This window comes from Rhodococcus sp. ZPP, assembly GCF_017656075.1.
GTDB lineage: Bacteria > Actinomycetota > Actinomycetes > Mycobacteriales > Mycobacteriaceae > Rhodococcus_F > Rhodococcus_F oxybenzonivorans.
Genome location: NZ_CP058638.1, coordinates 6,111,883 through 6,129,282, shown reverse-complemented (window position 1 = coordinate 6,129,282; position 17,400 = coordinate 6,111,883). Strand labels below are relative to the sequence as shown.

Annotated in this window: 18 protein-coding genes and 1 pseudogene; 9 read left to right on the top strand and 10 right to left on the bottom strand. The window is 66.1% G+C overall.

Going from position 1 to position 17,400, the window contains the following annotated elements:
• Positions 1-33 precede the first annotated feature (33 nt).
• Positions 34-1,316: pseudogene (locus HYG77_RS28205) on the bottom strand (MFS transporter).
• Between the two features lie 11 nt (positions 1,317-1,327).
• Between HYG77_RS28205 and HYG77_RS28200 the strand changes: the two are divergent.
• Positions 1,328-1,993: a FadR/GntR family transcriptional regulator gene (locus HYG77_RS28200; RefSeq protein ID WP_109331218.1), complete on the top strand. Its 666-nt coding sequence runs from the start codon at positions 1,328-1,330 to the stop codon at positions 1,991-1,993.
• A 24-nt stretch (positions 1,994-2,017) separates the two neighbouring features.
• Here the strand turns inward: HYG77_RS28200 and HYG77_RS28195 are convergent, their stop codons facing one another.
• From HYG77_RS28195 to HYG77_RS28185, 3 genes are all read right to left on the bottom strand, one after another.
• A complete protein-coding gene (locus tag HYG77_RS28195; RefSeq protein ID WP_109331219.1) occupies positions 2,018-2,872 on the bottom strand; it encodes a TIGR02569 family protein in 855 nt (284 codons plus the stop codon).
• 66 nt (positions 2,873-2,938) lie between these two features.
• Positions 2,939-4,141 carry an adenylyltransferase/sulfurtransferase MoeZ gene (gene moeZ / locus HYG77_RS28190; RefSeq protein WP_208961268.1) on the bottom strand — a complete coding sequence of 401 codons (1,203 nt, stop codon included), beginning with the start codon at positions 4,139-4,141 and terminating at the stop codon, positions 2,939-2,941.
• Between the two features lie 140 nt (positions 4,142-4,281).
• On the bottom strand, positions 4,282-5,373 hold the full coding sequence (locus tag HYG77_RS28185; RefSeq protein ID WP_109331221.1) for a DUF3152 domain-containing protein: 1,092 nt from the start codon (positions 5,371-5,373) through the stop codon (positions 4,282-4,284).
• A gap of 269 nt (positions 5,374-5,642) precedes the next feature.
• Between HYG77_RS28185 and HYG77_RS28180 the strand changes: the two genes are divergently transcribed.
• Positions 5,643-6,314: a TetR/AcrR family transcriptional regulator gene (locus HYG77_RS28180; protein WP_109331224.1), complete on the top strand. Its 672-nt coding sequence runs from the start codon at positions 5,643-5,645 to the stop codon at positions 6,312-6,314.
• A 58-nt stretch (positions 6,315-6,372) separates the two neighbouring features.
• Here the strand turns inward: HYG77_RS28180 and HYG77_RS28175 are convergent, their stop codons facing one another.
• Together HYG77_RS28175 and HYG77_RS28170 are read right to left on the bottom strand one after the other, a co-directional pair.
• On the bottom strand, positions 6,373-6,603 hold the full coding sequence (locus HYG77_RS28175; RefSeq protein WP_109331225.1) for a DUF3107 domain-containing protein: 231 nt from the start codon (positions 6,601-6,603) through the stop codon (positions 6,373-6,375).
• A 121-nt stretch (positions 6,604-6,724) separates the two neighbouring features.
• Positions 6,725-7,405: a ferritin-like fold-containing protein gene (locus HYG77_RS28170; RefSeq protein ID WP_208961267.1), complete on the bottom strand. Its 681-nt coding sequence runs from the start codon at positions 7,403-7,405 to the stop codon at positions 6,725-6,727.
• A 324-nt stretch (positions 7,406-7,729) separates the two neighbouring features.
• Between HYG77_RS28170 and HYG77_RS28165 the strand changes: the two genes are divergently transcribed.
• Both HYG77_RS28165 and HYG77_RS28160 read left to right on the top strand, forming a co-directional pair.
• A complete protein-coding gene (locus HYG77_RS28165; protein ID WP_208961266.1) occupies positions 7,730-9,322 on the top strand; it encodes a DEAD/DEAH box helicase in 1,593 nt (530 codons plus the stop codon).
• A 9-nt stretch (positions 9,323-9,331) separates the two neighbouring features.
• Positions 9,332-10,546, top strand: coding sequence for a hypothetical protein (locus tag HYG77_RS28160; RefSeq protein ID WP_109331227.1), 1,215 nt, complete (start codon positions 9,332-9,334; stop codon positions 10,544-10,546).
• Here HYG77_RS28160 and HYG77_RS28155 read toward each other — a convergent pair.
• Positions 10,538-10,951: a VOC family protein gene (locus HYG77_RS28155; RefSeq protein WP_208961265.1), complete on the bottom strand. Its 414-nt coding sequence runs from the start codon at positions 10,949-10,951 to the stop codon at positions 10,538-10,540. The genes HYG77_RS28160 and HYG77_RS28155 overlap by 9 nt on opposite strands.
• A 139-nt stretch (positions 10,952-11,090) precedes the next feature.
• Between HYG77_RS28155 and HYG77_RS28150 the strand changes: the two genes are divergently transcribed.
• Positions 11,091-11,921: an SDR family oxidoreductase gene (locus HYG77_RS28150; RefSeq protein WP_208961264.1), complete on the top strand. Its 831-nt coding sequence runs from the start codon at positions 11,091-11,093 to the stop codon at positions 11,919-11,921.
• Here HYG77_RS28150 and HYG77_RS28145 read toward each other — a convergent pair.
• Positions 11,893-12,690, bottom strand: a complete 798-nt coding sequence (locus tag HYG77_RS28145) for an AAA family ATPase (protein WP_109331233.1) — start codon at positions 12,688-12,690, stop codon at positions 11,893-11,895. The two genes, HYG77_RS28150 and HYG77_RS28145, sit on opposite strands and share 29 nt — an antisense overlap.
• A 69-nt stretch (positions 12,691-12,759) precedes the next feature.
• Here HYG77_RS28145 and HYG77_RS28140 point away from each other — a divergent pair, with 69 nt between their 5' ends.
• Together HYG77_RS28140 and HYG77_RS28135 are read left to right on the top strand one after the other, a co-directional pair.
• On the top strand, positions 12,760-13,374 hold the full coding sequence (locus HYG77_RS28140) for an acid phosphatase (protein ID WP_109331234.1): 615 nt from the start codon (positions 12,760-12,762) through the stop codon (positions 13,372-13,374).
• Complete coding sequence (locus tag HYG77_RS28135) at positions 13,371-13,850, top strand: GNAT family N-acetyltransferase (RefSeq protein WP_208961263.1); 480 nt, start codon at positions 13,371-13,373, stop codon at positions 13,848-13,850. The genes HYG77_RS28140 and HYG77_RS28135 overlap by 4 nt, the downstream gene beginning before the upstream one ends.
• Positions 13,851-13,853: 3 nt before the next feature.
• Here HYG77_RS28135 and HYG77_RS28130 read toward each other — a convergent pair whose 3' ends face one another.
• Positions 13,854-14,267 (bottom strand): hypothetical protein, encoded by a 414-nt coding sequence (locus tag HYG77_RS28130; RefSeq protein WP_109331244.1) that lies wholly within the window; start codon positions 14,265-14,267, stop codon positions 13,854-13,856.
• A gap of 75 nt (positions 14,268-14,342) precedes the next feature.
• Between HYG77_RS28130 and HYG77_RS28125 the strand changes: the two genes are divergently transcribed.
• A complete protein-coding gene (locus tag HYG77_RS28125; protein WP_208961262.1) occupies positions 14,343-15,296 on the top strand; it encodes a diacylglycerol kinase family protein in 954 nt (317 codons plus the stop codon).
• A gap of 240 nt (positions 15,297-15,536) precedes the next feature.
• The gene (locus HYG77_RS28120) at positions 15,537-15,791 is read left to right on the top strand and encodes a WhiB family transcriptional regulator (RefSeq protein WP_005240099.1); all 255 of its coding nucleotides are present in this window, start codon (positions 15,537-15,539) and stop codon (positions 15,789-15,791) included.
• Between the two features lie 80 nt (positions 15,792-15,871).
• Here HYG77_RS28120 and HYG77_RS28115 read toward each other — a convergent pair whose 3' ends face one another.
• Positions 15,872-17,383 carry a histidine kinase N-terminal domain-containing protein gene (locus tag HYG77_RS28115; RefSeq protein WP_208961261.1) on the bottom strand — a complete coding sequence of 504 codons (1,512 nt, stop codon included), beginning with the start codon at positions 17,381-17,383 and terminating at the stop codon, positions 15,872-15,874.
• Positions 17,384-17,400 lie beyond the last annotated feature (17 nt).

Here is a 17,400-nt window from a genome sequence, read left to right as displayed (position 1 = left end):
GCTGCGGTCGGTGACCGCAACGTCAACTGATCCTCACTTCCCGACTGAGTCGATGTGAGGTTTCGCGGACGTTTCCGCAGCGTGTCGACGAGCGTCCGAAATGCCGTTCCAGCTGTCCTCGAGCATCCGCGGCTTACAGGCCTGAGCTCCCGCTATGACGAGGATCACTACCGCGACGGTCAAGAATCCGAACGACAGCGCCCAGCCGTCGGTGGAATCGTGGAACACGCCGAACAGTAGCGGACCGAGACACGCGACGGCGTACCCCACACCCTGCGTGAAACCCGACAACGTCGCCGAGCCGAGGTGTGTGCGGGTGCGCAGATTGATGAGCGTCAGCGACATCGGGAAGGTACTGGGCCCGAGCCCGAGCAGCACCACCCACAGGACCGGGGCCGCCATCGGCGCGAACAGCAGGCCGGAGAAGGCCACGAGGTAACAGAGCGCGCAGCCGATCACCACCGGGAAGGGATTACGCATTCGTGCGCACAGAGTAGGAGCACCGAACGCGGACACGAGCCCCATGAAGGAGAAGAGACCCACCATTGCGCCACCGAAGGCCTCGCTCGCGCCGGCATCGGCGAGGACGTCCGGAATCCAGGTGAACATCGAATACGTGATCATCGACGTCATCCCGAACATTCCCGCCATCCCCAGCCGACGGGCGACCGCCACGCCTTGCCGTGTGGCGTTCCCGGGGGAGCACCGACAGCCGGTCCCGCCGGCGTGGAGGCTGCCCGGCGACGCGCCCGCGCCAGCACCACGGTCCACGGAAGTGCTGCCGCGAAACCGACCACGGCCCACACACCGATCGAAGTACGCCAGCCGAACGCCTCCGCGAGGGGGACCGCAACGAAGGCCGGGACGATGGTCCCGATCTGCACGCCGACGATATACACCGAACTCATCGCCGCCAGTGAGTCGGAGAAATAGCGCTTGACGAGCGGGGGAATGACAACATTGCCGATACCCATTCCCGCGAGCGCGAGCGCCGACAGCGCCAGCAACGACCACGTGTCGTTCACCAGCGCCCGGGTGAGCATTCCGACCCCGGCCATCAGCATTGCCACGAGCGCCGTCCGTTCCAGTCCCCACCGCTTGGCGACGAGCGGGGTGGTCAGGCCGAACAGCGCGAACATCGCCGTCGGCACCATCCCGAACACTCCGACGACGGTGGGTGAGAAGCCGATGTCCTCACGAATCTGAGACGCGAGAGGGCTGAACGACGTGACCGCCAGCCTGAGGACGAGCGCAGACATGGCGATCGCGCAGAAGACGAGTAGGCGACCGCGCAGAAGTTTCACCTGAGAAATCATAGGATGACCGGATGACCTTTGGAAAACCGATTCGGCGTGCGAGCCTCATCTCGCAGGTCACCGAGCAGTTGCGGGAAGAGATCTGCAGCGGACGCTGGGCGGTCGGCGAGAAGATTCCGACCGAGACGGCGCTGTCGGAACTGACCGGAACGGGACGCAACACCGTCCGGGAAGCCGTCCAGGCGCTGGTCCATACCGGGCTGCTCGAACGGAGGCAGGGGTCGGGGACCTACGTCGTCGCCACCTCCGATGTCGGCGGAACCCTCGGAAAGTACTTCGCCGGGGCCCACGAGCGCGACGTCCTGGAACTGCGCCAGGCCCTCGACGTGACCGCCGCCACGCTCGCTGCCCGGCGGCGCACGCCCGAGGACGTCGCCCGCCTCGAGGACCTGCAGCGCGAACGCCGACGCCTGTGGGAGGAGTCGGCGACGGATGCGGCGATCACGGCCGATGTCGCCCTTCACCGCGCGATAGTGGAAGCCAGTCACAACGCGGTGTATCTGGAGTTCTACGACTCGCTGCTCCCCGCTATCGAACACACCGTGGATCAGCACGTGCACGCCACCGGTGAGGGATTTCACGAGGAGCACGAACGCCTCGTGCGGGCCGTCATCGACGGCGACGAGCATCGCGCATCGCTCGCCGCGCGGGACCTCTTCGCCGAACTTCTCGACTAGCGGGGCTTCCTTCGGCACGTCCACTCAGAGCAGCAGGCGCACCACGTCGGCGGTACGGGCGAGTCCGGGGAAGGCTTCGGCCGTGGATCGGGGATGCAGCACATGGACGGCAAGACGGAACAGAACGGCACGTAACAGCATCTGCGGCCACTCGGGAAGGTCTTCCCAACGTCCGATCAGGGCCTCGTCCGCCCCACCCCAGGAGATGGCGTCCACGACGGCCACCGCGGCCGCCCACGCCGCGGGCCGCCAGTACGGGGTGATGTCGGTGATGCCGGGTGCCAGGGCACCCGAGAACAGCACGGTGCCGAACAGGTCCCCGTGCACGAGCTGATCAGGGCTGATCACGGGTTTGCGCAGAGTCGCCAGGCCGGTGATCAGTTCCAGGCTCTTGCGCCCGTCCGGCGACGGCGTTTCGAGTTGCTCGGCACCCTTCGCGCCGCGCAGGGGAATCTTCTCCCAAGCGGCCCGATCGGCGGCCACGAAGACGTCGACCTCCGCCCACGGGGCGACCGGAGGCTGCACCAGGAATCGGGGACGCTCCAACTGGGACGTCGCGGCGTGCAGCCGGCCCGACATCGACACCACCTCGTCGTGCCGGGGTTCGGGCGTGCCCTCGATGAACGTGTCCGCACGCCACCCCGACACCACGTACCTGCCGTCGGTGGAACGCACCGGACGAGCAAGCCGCACCCCGTCCACTTCGAGGGTTTCCCGGACCTTGGCCGACCAGGCGGCACGGGCGTGGTCGGCGACGGCTGAGAGGACTACGTCTCCACAGAGCCACCCGCCGTCCCAGTCCGCACCGAGTGGAATGGGCTCGACTTCCCGGAGGCCGAACGTGGAGCACACGTGCTGGGGGGGTTGTCCTGTGCTCACGCTGTCAACGCTACCGCCGGGTGGCCCGGCGACCCCGGAAGGCGCGCTGACCAGGTGCCGCCGAAGTCAGTAGACGGGCAGGCTGGTGTCCACCTGCCTCGCCCACGCGATGACTCCGCCCTGTAGATGAGTCGCGTCGGAGAAGCCCGCCTTCTTGAGGGCGGCCAGCGCTTCGGCCGACCGCACGCCGGTCTTGCAGTGCAGCACGATCGGCTTGTTCTGCGGCAGCTCGGCGAGAGCCTCCCCCGACAGGATGCGGTCCTTCGGGATCAGCACCGCGCCGGGCAGATGGACGATGTCCCATTCGACGGGTTCACGCACATCGACGATCTGGATGTCCTTCCCGGCGTCGAGAAGGTCCCGCAGCTCCGTCGCAGTGATGGTCGACCCGGCCGCTGCCGCCTGACCCTCGTCGGAGACGACGCCACAGAAGGCGTCGTAGTCGATCAGTTCGGTGATCAGCGTGCGTGCCGGGTCACGGCGAAGGGTGATGGTGCGATACGTCATGTCGAGCGCGTCGTAGACCATGAGCCTGCCGAGCAGCGATTCACCGATACCGGTGATCAGCTTCACCGCCTCGGTGGCCATGATCGACCCGATCGAGGCGCACAGCACCCCCAGCACTCCCCCTTCGGCGCACGACGGGACCATTCCGGGCGGCGGCGCCTCCGGGTACAAGTCGCGGTAATTGAGTCCGCGCCCATCCGGTGCGTCCTCCCAGAACACCGACGCCTGTCCCTCGAAACGGTAGATGGAACCCCACACGTACGGCTTGTGTGCCAGGACCGCGGCATCGTTGACCAGGTAGCGGGTGGCGAAGTTGTCGGTACCGTCGAGGATCAGGTCGTACTGACCGAACAGCTCCACGGCGTTGTCGGGTTCGAGCCGGAACTCGTGCAACCGGACGTCGACGTGTTCGTTGATTTCCTTGATGGAGTCGCGGGCGCTTTCCGCCTTCGGCCTACCCACGTCCGAGCGGCCGTGGATGACCTGACGTTGCAAATTGGACATGTCGACCTCGTCGAACTCCACGATCCCGAGGGTTCCGACACCCGCAGCGGCGAGATAGAGCAACGCCGGCGAGCCCAGGCCGCCCGCACCGATGACGAGGACCTTGGCATTCTTCAGCCGCTTCTGCCCCGCCATTCCGACGTCGGGGATGATCAGGTGCCTGCTGTAGCGAGCCACCTCGTCACGCGAGAGTTCGGCGTCCGGCTCCACCAGCGGTGGCAGTGGCTGCGGGGTTCTTCCAGAACGGTCAAGCGACACGATCCACTCCTGACGATTGCACGACTGCTTCCGGCTCCGTCGAGGCGTCTCCTTGTCGACACTCTCGACGATGTCACTGTCAACACCCCGGCAACCCCCATTCTTCCCCCCGCCACGCCGGCGGGACACATGGGCTCAACTCAGCCACGCGGGAACGGCCAAGGATTGAAATGGCACGTCAGGCCATTCTTGGGCACTATCCCTTCGGGGTCGAGTTCGGCGATGTCGTTGTTGGAGGTGCCGAACGACTGCTGCATCATCACCGGGGCGAGACCGCCCTCCGTTTCGCAGGGTTGGTGATCCTGGTAGCCGATGGCGTGACCGACCTCGTGGTTAATCTGGTACTGCCGATACGAACCGATGTCACCTTGGAAGGCGATTGCTCCGCGCACCCAGCGGGGTTCGTTGAGGAGGACGCGGTCGATCCCGGGGTTGTAGCAGGACACCTCCAGCTGGATGTCGTATCCGCAGGCCTCCCGGATGGTCATCTGGGAGGTCAGCGAGACACGGAAGTCAGGGTCGCCCTGGTCTACCCGCCGGAACGCGAACCGTGGGTCCTTGGTCCAGCTCTTCGGGTTGGACAGGGTCTGGTCGACCATGCGCCCGAAGGATTCGTCGCCCCCGAATCCCGAGGTGTCGACGCCGTCCTCGATTTCGACGGAGTAGGTGAACTCCCGCTCGGTACCCTGTCCGACCTTGGGACCCGAGCCGGGCACCACCCGCCACGTGCGGGCCCCCGCAGTGGTGAACGGGCCGCCTTCCGGCAACGCTCCGGACGGCAGATCCGCCGCGAAGTTTCCATCCGCCTCGGGAGGCACTCCGATGACGCTCGAGCCGTCCGTGTCCCGGGACAGCGTCCCGAATCCGGGAGTGTCGGTGCTCGCTGCCGGGTCTCCGGTGCCAGTGCCGCGCACCGCGTCGACGACGACGAAGATCGTGACCACGAACAGGATCGGTATCGCATAGGCGCGCCATCCATAGGTGGAGACGAATCGGCCCACCCTGCTCTGTTTCCGAACCTGCCGTTCCGGCCGCGGGGTCCGGGGTTTGGTGACGTCCCCGGTGATCGGATCCCACTGCGCACGGAGAGGTTGATGGGATTGCGCCCGGGAAGTGGACCGAGAGGCACCGGGTGCGGCGACACGCTGATTCAGGCTGCGCGATTGCCACTCCCCGTGATCGGAGCTCTCGGGAGCCCTGCCGCGCACGCGCGGTCCTCCTCGGTCAGTCACGACGCCAGAATCTCACAGTCCGGCATCAGCTCGTCCCAGCCGTCCACCGATGTCCTCTTCGGCGTGTCCGCCGCGGACCGCCCGCAACACTGAGGCAACCCGTGCCAGCTGGTATGGCCGCAAGCGGGATCCTGGCAGTTACCGGTCAGGCAATATTGCAGTCGGACATCGACCTGTGAGTCCACCATGAACCGATTCCTACGCGCGGGTATCGTTCACACAGTTACACAGAATGTGACGCGGAATACTTGTGCAGATTGGAAAGCGCTATGACTGAACTCGCAGATCGGACGAACTCCGATCGCGACGCCACCACCGGAAAGGGTAACGGGCCGCGGCGCAGTACGCGCCTCCCCCGCGACGCCCGGCGACTGCAGCTACTCGCTGCAGCCAGCGAGGTCTTCGTCACGCGCGGGTACCACGCTGCCGGTATGGACGAGATCGCCGAGTGCGCCGGTGTCAGCAAGCCCGTCCTCTACCAGCACTTTCCCGGCAAGCTCGAGTTGTATGTCGCCGTTCTGCAGAGCTATGTCGACAGCCTGATCTCGGGTGTCCGTCAGGCATTGCGATCGACCACCGACAACAAGCAGCGCGTCCGTGCGGCGGTCCAGGCGTTCTTCGACTTCGTCGACAACGATTCGCAGGGCTTCCGGTTGGTGTTCGAGTCGGACCTGATGGGAGAACCTCAGGTTCAGAGCCGTGTCGAGCAGGCCACCGAGGCGTGCGTCGACGCCGTCTTCGACCTCGTCAGTCACGACTCCGGTCTCGATCCCTATCGCGCCCGCATCCTGGCCGTGGGATTGGTCGGCGCAAGTCAGTTCACGGCGCGCTACTGGCTCGAAGCAGCGCGTCCCATTCCCAAGGAAGAAGCGGTCGACACCACCGTCACCCTGGCGTGGGGTGGTCTGTCCCGCGTGCCGCTGCATCCTGAGCAGCGCTAGAGCCTCGGTGTACGAGAAGGGCCCGCAGCCGAACCGGCTGCGGGCCCTTCGCACACCGTCACGCAGTGGGAGCGAACCCGACCTTGCGGATATCCGACGGACCGATCTCCACGTACGCAATCTTCGCCGCCTGGATGAGGAACTTGCGTCCCTTGTCGTCCTGCAGAGACAGGATCCCGTCACCGCCGCCGAGGGCGCCCGAGACCAATGTCTCGACCTCGTCCGGGGTCTGCTCGCTGCTGACGATGAGCTCACGTGGGCTGTCGATTACACCGATCTTGACCTCCACGGTCAACCTCCGAACTCTCCGAGAAACATCAGCTGTCCCGGCCAGGCTAATGCAGTCGGCCCCGCCGGGGCGCGCAGGTGCGCTGTGCCCTGAGCGAACAGGGCGCCCGCACGGGGCGATGTCACACGAGACCGAGCACCGCCATGCGCTCGGCGTGCATCTTCTGCATGCGGTCGAACAAGGCGACGACACCATTGAGGTCTCCCGACGCGGAGATCACGAGATCGGTCAGCGCCTCGCGCTGCGCCAACACGAATTGCGCCTGCGTGATCGCTTCACCGAGCAGACGCCGGCCCCACAGCATGAGGCGGTCCTTGTCCCGGTTGCTGGCGGCGATCGCCCGCTGCACCTCGTGTACGACGAACTCCGAGTGGCCCGTCTGTGACAGCACTTCTTCGACCGTTCCGGCCGCCTCGGCGGGCAGGGAATGGCCGATCTCGCGGTAGAAGTCGGCGGCGATTCCGTCACCGACATAGGCCTTGACGAGCGCCTCGAGCCAGGTGGAGGGCGTCGTCGAGGCGTGGTAGTTGTCCAACGCGCGCACGAACGGGTCCATGGCCTCGTAGATGTCGAATCCGCGCGCGGTCAACGCGCGCTCGAGCATTTCGAAATGGCCCATTTCGGCGGCTGCCATGCTGGCGAGCGCGACCTTGCCCTCGAGGGTTCGCGCCATCTGCGCGTCCTCGGACAACCGGTAGAAGGCGGAGATCTCGCCGTATGCAAGGACCGCGAAGAGTTCGCTGACACCGGGGTGATCAGCGGGAATGGTCGAGTTCGACGAGGCAGGCGTGTTGGGCTCCATGGCGCCCCAGCCTAGTGCGTCGGGGAGTGACATTCCCCATGAGCAACCGGCGAGCGGGCGTTGTCCGGCTACAATGATGGTGGATAACCGCTCGTCGCCACGTTCGTCACCATCGAACGCCGGTCCGGCACTGATCGCGTTCACGATGTGGTCAGCGGTTCTCCACCGATAATGTGCGCGCACCTGATCGACGGTCCCAGCCGCGCCTCGCCGAAATTCTTCGAATTTCCGCGCTGAGGCAGAGGCAGGATCACTCGGAAGAGGACCTCGACAAGCGTCGACTGGGAAATCGGGCCGAACAGCGGCCTGGCCCTTACCTCGTGCGTGCGTGCAGCTACGAGGAAGGCTAGTCCCCTGAGCAAGATCACTGTCGACCATGAAGACGACGCGACCGAGACCACGCTGTCTGCGCAGCTCGACTCCACTCACGTTGCTCCCACCTTTGCCGAACTCGGTGTTCGTGACGAAATCGTCCGGGCTCTCGACGAGCAGGGCATCGAGCGCACATTCGCCATCCAGGAACTGACCCTGCCGCTCGCCCTCGCAGGCGACGACCTGATCGGTCAGGCCCGCACGGGCATGGGAAAGACCTTCGGTTTCGGTGTCCCGCTGCTCCACCGCATCTCCAGTGGCACCACCGGAACGGCCAAGCTCGACGGCACCCCCCGGGCACTGGTCATCGTGCCGACCCGCGAGCTGTGCATCCAGGTCACCAAGGACCTCGACAACGCGGCGAAGTACCTGAAGGGCGAGAAGAACAAGCTCGAGGTTCTCGCCATCTACGGTGGCCGCCCCTACGAAACGCAGATCGCAACGCTCCAGAGGGGCGCCGACGTCGTCGTGGGCACCCCGGGCCGCCTGCTCGACCTCGCCAACCAGGGTCATCTGATCCTGGGCAAGGTCGAGGTCCTCGTTCTCGACGAGGCCGACGAGATGCTCGACCTGGGCTTTCTGCCCGACATCGAGCGCATCCTCGGGATGGTGCCGGACAAGCGTCAGACGATGCTGTTCTCGGCGACCATGCCGGGTCCGATCATCACGCTGGCCCGCACGTTCCTCACCCAGCCGACGCACATCCGCGCCGAGCAGGCCGACGACTCTGCGGTGCACGACCGGACCAGCCAGCACATCTACCGGGCGCACGCGCTCGACAAGGCAGAGATGGTGGCCCGCGTGCTGCAGGCTGAGGGCCGCGGCGCGACGATGATCTTCACCCGCACCAAGCGCACCGCCCAGAAGGTCGCCGACGATCTCGCCGAGCGCGGTTTCTCCGTGGGCTCCGTCCACGGCGATCTCAATCAGGTCGCTCGTGAGAAGGCGCTGAAGGCGTTCCGCACAGGCAAGATCGACGTACTGGTCGCAACGGACGTCGCGGCCCGCGGCATCGACATCGACGACGTCACCCACGTCATCAACTACCAGTGCCCGGAGGACGAGAAGACGTACGTCCACCGGATCGGCCGCACCGGCCGGGCGGGCCGCACCGGCATCGCGGTCACGCTGGTGGACTGGGACGACATTCCGCGGTGGCAGCTCATCGACAAAGCCCTGGGCCTCGACATCCCCGACCCCGTCGAGACCTACTCCAGCTCACCCCACCTGTACGAAGAGCTGTCGATCCCGGCGGAGGCGACCGGCTCGGTGAAGGCGGCTCCGGTGGCGAAAGCCGAGAAGCCTGCGCCCGTCGAGGACGACGAAATCACCGAGCGGGCTCCTCGCCCGACTCGCACCCGTACCCGGCGCCGCACACGGGGTGGGCATCCTGCCGACAGCGTCGGCCCCAAGTCGGTCACAGCTGAGACGACGGCCCCCGAATCCGCTGCTTCCGGCGACACCGAGGGTGACGGCGCATCCACGCCGCGCCGTCGTCGTCGCCGCCGGACCTCGAAGGTCGGCGCCACGACGAACGCGGAGTAAATTACTACCGTGCTCGCACCTGAGCGGCGCTCGCGCGCCGATCTCGCCGTCGCGGCCGGAATCGCACTGATCGTGACGGTCGCCCTGGTCGTCGTGTGGTTCCGTAGCGACGCCCGGGGCACCACTTCGGTGACGGCGGCCGGGCCGCCCTCTGCACTCGTCACGGCTCTGGCCGTGCCCGAGAATCTCGATCCGCTGTGGGAAGCGTCGAGCGCCGTCACCACTGCACCTCTCGTCGTCGCCGGCGCCGTGGTGACCGCGGACGGTGGTGACGTCGTCGGACGTGACCGTACGTCCGGTGACGAGCTGTGGCGGTACTCCCGGGATCGTGAGCTGTGCGGTGTGACCGCCTCGTGGGACAAAGTCGTGGCGGTCTACCGCGACGAGCGAGGGTGCTCTCAGGTGACGGAACTCGACGGCGGCACCGGTGCCCGGGTAGCGCAGCGTTCCAGTGACGCCGACCCCGAGGTGATGTTGTCGGCGGATGGAACCTATGTCACCGCGCGTGGGAACAGCCGCCTCGAGCTGTGGCGCTCCGATTTAGTGCGCACCGTCGAATACGGCCACGTCGGCGCACCCGTCAACCCCGGTAAACAGCCTCGCAGCGGATGCACGTTGCTCGACGCCGGTTCCAGCAGTAGCCGGCTCGCCGTGCTCGAGCGTTGCCCCGGCGAGGAGGGTGACCGACTGACCGTCATGAACCCGTCACCGAAGGACAATCAAGAGCCCGAAGAGTACGGGTCCAGGGTCCTCGCCGGCGTCGAGGCAGGGGTCGAGGGTGCTCGGGTTCTCGGCGTGTCCGGTGAAACCATTGCCGCTTATCTACCCGGCGGGAAGTCCACCGGTCCGCGGATCGGTCTGTTCGACGGCACCGGCAACGCAGTCTCCGAGTACTCTCTCACCACTGCAGTCGGGCCCGATTCGGTCACTGCGGCAAGCAGTTCCGTCATCACGTGGTGGACGGGTTCCGATGTCGTGTCTTTGGGCGCAGCCGATCTTGCGCCACGGTGGAGCTTTCCTGGCGCCCTGGGTCCCGGGGCCGTCATGGCGGGCAGCCTCCTCGTCCCGGTCGACAACGGGATCGCTGTTCTCGACCTGTCGACGGGTGCGCGGCTGAGAACCATTCCGGTCGAACGCGATCCCGGTACGGGACCGATCACCCCCGCTGTGGCGGGCGACCTCGTCATCGAGCAACGTGGCGACCGGATCACCGTCCTACGCTGACGGGGTGGAGGATTCCGCGATCACAACAAGGTAGCCGTCGAGGTCACGCAACCAGATCTCCCGGTGGCCCGCATTGGGATTGAAGTGAACGTCGGTGACGACGTCGACCTCCGAATCTCGTATTCGCGTCAGCACATCGTCGAAGTCACCGGCCTCGAACCAGATCGCCACCCCGTTACCCCTCGGCAACGCCGGGTCACACAGCGCGCCATGATGGTGGCCGAGGTCGATCCTGTGCAATTGCAGGATCAGAACTCCGTCGACGAGAAGTTGCTCGTACTCGCTTCCCCCGTGGCCGCTCACCGCTCCGAGGACGTGGCAATACCAGTCGGCGGCCCGTTCGACGTCGGATACGGAGACGAGCGGTTGCGCCCGTATTTTCGGGATTGTGCTCGGTGGCGTCATGCCTGCGACGGTAGCGTGGCCGAACCCCAGGGGCTTGGACGAATGAGCACACACACGACGCGTCCGGTCAGCGGGAAGTGGCCCGCTTCCAAGCAGAACTCCCGCCCGCGCGAGAGCTGTAACATGTTCTAATTCCCTCATGGCAACCTATGTGATCACGGGCGCCGCGTCAGGCATCGGCGCCGCCACCGATCAGCTACTCACCTCTGCCGGTCACACCGTCATCGGTGTCGACCTCGCGAACACCGACGTCGTCGCCGACCTGTCGACCCCGGAAGGCCGGTCCGCGGCGGTGGCGGCAGTTACCGAGGTCAGCGACGGAGTGGTGCACGGGCTCGTGTGCTGTGCGGGACTCGGACCGCTCTCCCACGCTCCCGGCGGGACACTCGTCGCTGTCAACTACTTCGGCGCTGTCGAATTCGCCACCGGACTGCGGCCGGCGCTCGAGCGGGCCGAGGGTGCGTCGGTGGTCGTGATCTCGTCGAGCAGCACTACCACCCAGCCGGGCATCTCGGAACACCTCGTAGCCGCATGCCTCAATGGCGACGAGGCCAGAGCTCTGGAACTCGGGAACGAGGCCACCGCCATTCCGGCATACCCGGCGTCCAAGCTGGCGCTGGCCTGGTGGGTCCGGCGCGAAGCCGTCCGCGCCGAATGGATCGGGCGGAAAATCCGCCTCAACGCCGTCGCACCCGGGATGATCGACACACCGATGACGAACGGACCCGACCTCGACCCCGAGTTGGCGAAAGCCCTGGATTTCTACCCCGTACCACTGGGACGCCGCGGCCGGCCCGAGGAGATCGCAGCCGTGGTCGAGTTCCTGGTGGGACCGGGGTCCACGCTGCTCTGCGGAAGTGTCGTTTTCGCCGACGGCGGCACCGATGCACTACTCCGGCAACAGGATTGGCCCGCGGCCTGGACCCCGACCCCTGAGGACCTTACTCGACACTTCCAGTCGAGAACGTGACCAGCTCGGACCCGGCCCAGTGCTTCGCCAGGTTGTCCGCCAGGTCACGATAGGCCTGCGCACCCTTGTTCTTGCGCCCTGCCAGAACGGTGGCGCCGGACGCCGTCGCCTCCGCGAATCGGACGGTCCGCGGAATCGGCGGCGACAGGACCGGCAGATCGTATCTGTCGGACACATCGGACAGTACGTCGCGGCTGTGCGTCGTCCGGGCGTCGTAGAGCGTGGGCAGCGCACCGAGCAGCACGAGGTCGGGGTTGGTGATCTGCTGGACCTCCCGGACCGTCCGCAGCAGCTGGCCCACACCGCGATGAGCAAGCGTTTCACATTGCAGCGGGACCAGCACCGATTGTGAAGCAGTGAGACCGTTGAGCGTGAGCACCCCGAGCGACGGCGGGCAGTCGATGATGACGGTGTCGTAGTCGTCCAGAAGCGATGCCAGAGCGCGCTTGAGGGCGAACTCGCGGCCGGGCCGCATCAGGAGCAACGCTTCCGCACCGGCCAGGTCGATCGTGGCAGGAAGCAGATCGACACCGTCCTCGGTGGGGATCACGGCATCCTTCGCAGCGAGGTCGCCGGTCAGCACCTCGTGGACCGAGGCCTCGAGACGGTCAGGATTGTGCCCCAGGGAGAAGGTCAGACATCCCTGCGGATCGAGATCGACCACCAAAACCTTGTTGCCCAGCGCAACGAGCGCCGCACCCAGAGAGGCGACGGTGGTGGTCTTGGCGACCCCACCCTTCTGATTTGCCACTGCAAGAACCGTTGTCACGGCTCGATCCTGTCCTACTTCGCCTCTCGAGGCGAGCCTTACACGCGATTCGACTGACATGATGGATGGATGCCACCGAGTGATTCGCCGTCAGAACGTCGGATCGTCCTCCTCCGGCACGGCGAGACAGAATGGGCGCGTTCCGGTAAACACACAGGTCGCACGGATATCCCGCTCACCGACGTGGGCGAACGGCAGGCCCGGACGCTGGGCACCGCACTCGACGCTCTGGGACTGCGCAATCCACTCGTGATCGTCAGCCCCCGCCGCCGCGCCCAGGACACCGCTCAGCTCGCTGGACTGAAGATCCACCGCACGTGGGACGCGCTCGTCGAATGGGACTACGGCGCCTACGAGGGTCTGACGACGCCGGACATACGCACGAAGGTGCCCGACTGGACGGTGTGGACTCATCCCTGTCCGCGCGGAGAACAGGCGGAGCAGATTCATGCCCGGTGCGATCTCGTCCTCTCGGTTGCCCATTCGCAGCTTCCCGACCGCGACGTGATCCTTGTCGGGCACGGCCACTTCTCTCGCGCCCTCATCGCGCGGTGGGCGGATCTGCCGGTAAGCGAGGGGCGCCGATTCGCACTGTCGCCCGGCGCCTACTCGATACTGGGTTTCGAGCACGGCGCACAACAACTGGTCACTCACAACGTGACGATCGAGGAAGGTTCCCGATGATCAGACGCGCACGACCCGAGGACGTCCCTGCCATCACGGCCATGATCTACGAGCTCGCCGAACACCAGAAGGCGCGCGACGCGTGCACCGTCACGGCAGAGCAAATGCAGGATGCGCTCTTCGGACCGCAGCCGTCCACCTTTGCGCACGTCGCCGAGAGCGACGACGGGCGCGTGGTCGGCATCGCAGTCTGGTTCCGCAACTTCTCCACGTGGGACGGCACCCACGGTATCTACCTCGAGGACCTGTTCGTCAGCCCCTCCGAACGAGGCGCCGGGCACGGCAAAGCGCTGCTCGCCACACTCGCCAAGGAGTGCATCGACAACGGCTACACGCGACTGTCGTGGTCGGTGATCAATTGGAATACTCCGTCGATCGAGTTCTACGAATCGCTCGACGCTCATCCTCAGGACGAGTGGACCACCTACCGGCTCACCGGGGACCCATTGGGCAAGCTGGCATCCGAGGTGAGCTGACTGTTATTCGTCCTGACCGTATTCGGCGGCCATCCACTTCGACGTGGGGCTGCTGAACAGGCAGCCGAGAGCACCGATCACCACGACCCCGAGCAGGACACCGAACACGGGCTGGTGTGAATCGGTGAGAAGCGACCACGCCACCGGCAGCAGGAGCAACTGCGCGACGATCGCGATGGCCCGACCCCAGCGCCTGCCGAAGATCAACGCCACGCCCGCGGCGAGCACTGCGCCACCGAGGATGGCGAACCATGCCGCGGTTCCGTAGCCGCTGCTCACACTCTGATCGTGGCCGAGCAGCCCACGCACGACCAGCACGACGGCCACCCCGACGGCGACGGCACCCTCGAGGGACACCAGTGCACCCGCGGAGCGGACCGTTGCGGGCGTGGACTGGCTGAGAGGCGGCTTCGGCACGCGGCAAGCCTAGAACACCGAGACACCGGCAGGCTCGGGACGGTGACGCACAACGCCCCACTAGTCTTGGTCCCTGTGCGCGCGCTGCTGATCGTCAATCCGAATGCCACCTCGACGACCCCCGCCGGGCGCGACCTCCTTGCCCATGCACTGTCGAGCAGAGTGCGATTGACGGTGGCGCACACGACGCACCGCGGCCACGCCGCCGAACTTGCGCAGCAGGCCTGTGTGGACGGAATGGGGTTGATCATCGTCCACGGCGGCGACGGCACCGTCAACGAAGTCGTCAACGGCCTCCTGGGTACTCCCCCGCCGGGGTCGACACGAGTCGAGTCGGTGGGACTGGTTCCGCCGATCGCCGTCGTACCTGGAGGTTCGGCGAACGTGTTCGCCCGGTCACTCGGCATCGCCGCCGATCCTGTCGATGCCACCAACCAGCTCATCGACCTGCTGGCGCGCGGCGAGCTGCGCAGGATCGGTCTGGCCCACTGCGACAACCGCTGGTTTACGTTCAACGCGGGTCTCGGGTGGGACGCCGCCGTCTGTGAGGCCGTGGACGCCCACCGCAAGAACGGCCGACCGGCCACACCCGCCCAGTACGTGCGGGCGGCGGTCCGGGTCTTCTTCCGGTCGAAGAACGCCGAGCCGACGCTCACGGTGCACGTTCCCGGGCAGGAACGGGTCGAGGGCGTCCACTACGCATTCGTGTCGAATGCCAGTCCGTGGACGTATCTGAACAAACGGGAGGTCCACACCAACCCGGACACGAATTACGACAGTGGGCTCGGCGTCTTCGCCATGACCTCCACGTCGATCGTCACCACACTTCGTGTTGCCCGCCAGTTGTTGACCCCCGGCGTCAGTCCGCGCGCGAAGAAGCTCATCAGGGTCGACGACGTGCCGTCGGTGCACATCTCGGCGTCCCGGCCGATCGGACTCCAAATGGACGGCGATTACATCGGCCTGTGCAACGACGTCGAGTTCGTGTCGGTGCCGGAGGCCCTGGACGTGGTTGCGCCCAAATCCTGAGCAGACCTCGAGAAATCGGGTTTTCCACCTCGCGGGCCGGGCTGCCATGGGGTACAAAGGACGGCGCGCCTCATAGGGTGACCTTAGTAAGTGAGTTCCCCCACGGTGCGGCGGATTTCTATTGACATCCCGCCAGTTCGTGAAAGCATTCACAAGCAACAGTGCGGAAACATTCTCTACGCACAGATGAACTCACCAAGACAAAACGGTGCATTACGCACCCAGTTAAGGAGCAGAAGGATGGACTGGCGCCACAAGGCAATCTGTCGCGACGAAGACCCCGAGTTGTTCTTTCCCGTAGGCAACAGCGGTCCGGCTCTCGCGCAGATCGCCGATGCCAAGGTTGTCTGCAACCGTTGCCCGGTCACCGCCGAATGCCTCTCCTGGGCTCTCGAGTCGGGCCAGGACGCCGGTGTCTGGGGCGGCATGAGCGAAGACGAGCGACGCGCACTCAAGCGCCGTAACGCGCGCACGCGGGCCCGCACGACCGTATAGAAGTACTTCGAGGAAGACGGGCCCGGCACCACATGGTGCCGGGCCTCTTGCTTTGTGCACCGTCCCGCTTTTGTGCGCCGTCACGTCGCGTTCCAGTACCGAGGCCCGCGGCGGCCGAGCGGAACCCTCAGCACTGCGTCCGTTCCGCCGTCCGTTCCCGGGTGCAGGCCCAGGGAACCGTTCAGTTCGGCGGCCACGAGCGTCCGCACGATCTGCAGGCCGAGACGATCGGAACGTTCGAGGCTGAAACCGGGCGGCAGGCCTTTCCCATCGTCGTGGATAACCACGTCGAGCCAGCGTGCGGACCTCTCGGCGCGCATCGTGACCGTTCCGGGCGCACCGGGCTCGAAGGCGTGCTCGATGGCGTTCTGCACGAGTTCGGTCAGGACCATCACGAGTGGTGTGGCCCGTTCCGCGGAGAACACCCCCAAACTTCCCTCACGCCGGACCTTGATGGGTGTGCTCACGGTTGCCACGTCGGACAGGATCGGCACCAGCCGGTCGACGACCTCGTCGAGGTCCACTTCCTCGTCCACGGACATCGACAACGTGTCGTGCACGAGCGCGATCGAGGTGACCCGGCGCACGGATTCCGTCAGCGCCTGGCGCGCTTCCTCGTTGTTGGTGCGCCGCGCCTGCAATCGGAGCAGGGCGGCGACAGTTTGCAGATTGTTCTTGACCCGGTGATGAATCTCACGGATCGTCGCATCCTTGCTGAGGAGCGCTCGATCGCGCCTCTTGACTTCCGTGACGTCGCGTACGACGACGGCCGCGCCCACCCTTTTACCACCGGGCTTGAGGACCAGCGCACGCAGCAGCACCGTCGCTCCCCGCGCCTCGATCTCCATCCGCCTGCCGGGGATATCTGCAAGAGTGTCGCGGATATAGCCCGCAACCTCCTGCGACTCGAACGGGTCGGTGACCAGTGACCGCGTGGTGGCCGCCAGGTTGCGTCCCACCAGGTCGGAGCTCAGACCCATGCGGTGATAGGCGGACAAGGCGTTGGGGCTGGCATAGACGACGCGACCCTCGGTGTCGAGTCGGATGAAGCCGTCGCCGGCGCGGGGACTGGAATTGGTGTCCGACCGCGACTCCCGGATCGGGAAGGTGCCGTCGCTGATCATCTGGCACAGGTCTTCGGCGCAGTCGAGGTAGGCCACTTCGAGCGGGCTCTGCGCCCGCTGATGCGACAGGTTCGTGTCCCGGCTGAGTACCGCGATCACCTCGCTGCCCCAGCGGACCGGGACGGCCTCGCCCCGCGGCGGCAGTCCGGCATGCGTGCCACCATCCGTCGGCCGCACCACCCGCTCCTCGACGAGGGCCTGCAACACCTGCGGATGCTGGGACTCCGAGGCCACCGTTCCGACGACGTCCTCGGGATACGCGGTCGACGCGGTGGTGGGCCGGCAGTGGGCGACGCAGATCACCGTCCGCGTTTCTTTCGGGGACGCAGAATCCTCGACCCACAGCAGCACGTCGGCGAACGACAGATCGGCAAGGAGCTGCCACTCCCCGACCACTCTCTGCAGGTGATCGACGGCGGACCCGGGAAGATCGGTGTGCTCGGCGAGCAGATCGCTCAGGGTGGACATCGGCTGAGGGGACTTCG

Bases quoted from the DNA above. Each gene is read 5' to 3' on its own strand.
- HYG77_RS28140 (WP_109331234.1), top strand. From the start codon at position 12,760: ATGCCACCGAGTGATTCGCCGTCAGAACGTCGGATCGTCCTCCTCCGG.
- HYG77_RS28115 (WP_208961261.1), bottom strand. From the start codon at position 17,383: ATGTCCACCCTGAGCGATCTGCTCGCCGAGCACACCGATCTTCCCGGG.
- HYG77_RS28150 (WP_208961264.1), top strand. From the start codon at position 11,091: ATGGCAACCTATGTGATCACGGGCGCCGCGTCAGGCATCGGCGCCGCC.
- HYG77_RS28200 (WP_109331218.1), top strand. From the start codon at position 1,328: ATGACCTTTGGAAAACCGATTCGGCGTGCGAGCCTCATCTCGCAGGTC.
- HYG77_RS28135 (WP_208961263.1), top strand. From the start codon at position 13,371: ATGATCAGACGCGCACGACCCGAGGACGTCCCTGCCATCACGGCCATG.
- HYG77_RS28170 (WP_208961267.1), bottom strand. From the start codon at position 7,405: ATGGAGCCCAACACGCCTGCCTCGTCGAACTCGACCATTCCCGCTGAT.
- HYG77_RS28120 (WP_005240099.1), top strand. From the start codon at position 15,537: ATGGACTGGCGCCACAAGGCAATCTGTCGCGACGAAGACCCCGAGTTG.
- HYG77_RS28155 (WP_208961265.1), bottom strand. From the start codon at position 10,951: ATGACGCCACCGAGCACAATCCCGAAAATACGGGCGCAACCGCTCGTC.
- HYG77_RS28180 (WP_109331224.1), top strand. From the start codon at position 5,643: ATGACTGAACTCGCAGATCGGACGAACTCCGATCGCGACGCCACCACC.